The following is a 939-nucleotide window of genomic DNA, read 5'->3' as shown; positions in this document are numbered from 1 at the left end:
GCCACCGCCGCCGCCAGGTCGTCCATGGCGGCGTCGAGGGCCGCCTCACCGGCGCTGCGGTCCTGCCGTCGCAGCCAGTCCTCCCAGCGCAGCAGGCACACGGTGGCGTCGGCCGGCCGCCCGGCGAGCAGGTGCGCCACCAGTTGCCCGTACCCGACCAGCTCGACCGAGGCAGGCACCCGCAGGAAGCGCAGCCAGAACTCCACCGGGTCGCGCACCGGGTCGACGGTGAACGTGGCCGCCAGCGCGATCCGCTGCCGGCGCAACCCCGGCACCTGCGACAACGGCCGCTCCGGGGCGTCCGCCAGCTCGCGCAGCAGCTCCGGCAGCCGGCCCACCGTCGCGGCGATCGTCTCGTCCAGGTACAGGTCGGCGTTGAAGTCGACAGCGCCCTCGATCCGGTCGCCGTGCGCGGTCAGGCTGACGAAGAGGTCGAAGTCGGTGAGGCCGTTCTCGGCGGCCACCGGCGTGAAGGTGACGCCTGCCGCCTGCCGCCGCGCCACACCACCGTCGGTCATCGTGGCCAGCACCTGGAACAGCGGGTTCACGCTCGGGTCGCGGACCGGGCGGACCTCCTCCACCACCCGCGCGTACGGGGCCTCCTGGTGCGCGTACGCCTCGCTGACCGTGCGGTGGACCCGGCGCACCAGCTCACGCGCCGTCGGGTCGCCGCTCGCGTCCACCCGCAGCACCACCATGCTGGCGAAACAACCGATCAGCGGCTCCAGGTCGGTGCTCGCCCGACCGGCGGCCGGCATGCCGAGCAGCAGGTCGTCCTGGCCGGTGGCCTGACGCAACAGGGCGCTGAGCCCGGCCAGGGCGACCGCGTTGACTGTCGCACCGGCCGACCGGGCCAGCCCGGCCAGCGCCGCCGTCGTCGCGGCGTCGACAGTGAAGGGCAGGCTGCGGCCGCGGTGGGTCTGCACCGGCGGCCGGGGG

Annotated in this window: 1 protein-coding gene; it reads right to left on the bottom strand. The window is 75.2% G+C overall.

From position 1 onward, the window contains the following. A partial coding sequence (locus PSH25_RS27500; RefSeq protein WP_238661803.1) for a condensation domain-containing protein occupies positions 1-926 on the bottom strand: 926 nt, incomplete at its 3' end. Between the last annotated feature and the right edge of the window lie 13 nt (positions 927-939).

The sequence above is a fragment of the Micromonospora foliorum genome (genome assembly GCF_022229015.1).
Lineage (GTDB): Bacteria > Actinomycetota > Actinomycetes > Mycobacteriales > Micromonosporaceae > Micromonospora > Micromonospora foliorum.
Note: the sequence above shows the minus strand (reverse complement) of the source record. Positions and strands in the feature narration are given on the sequence as shown.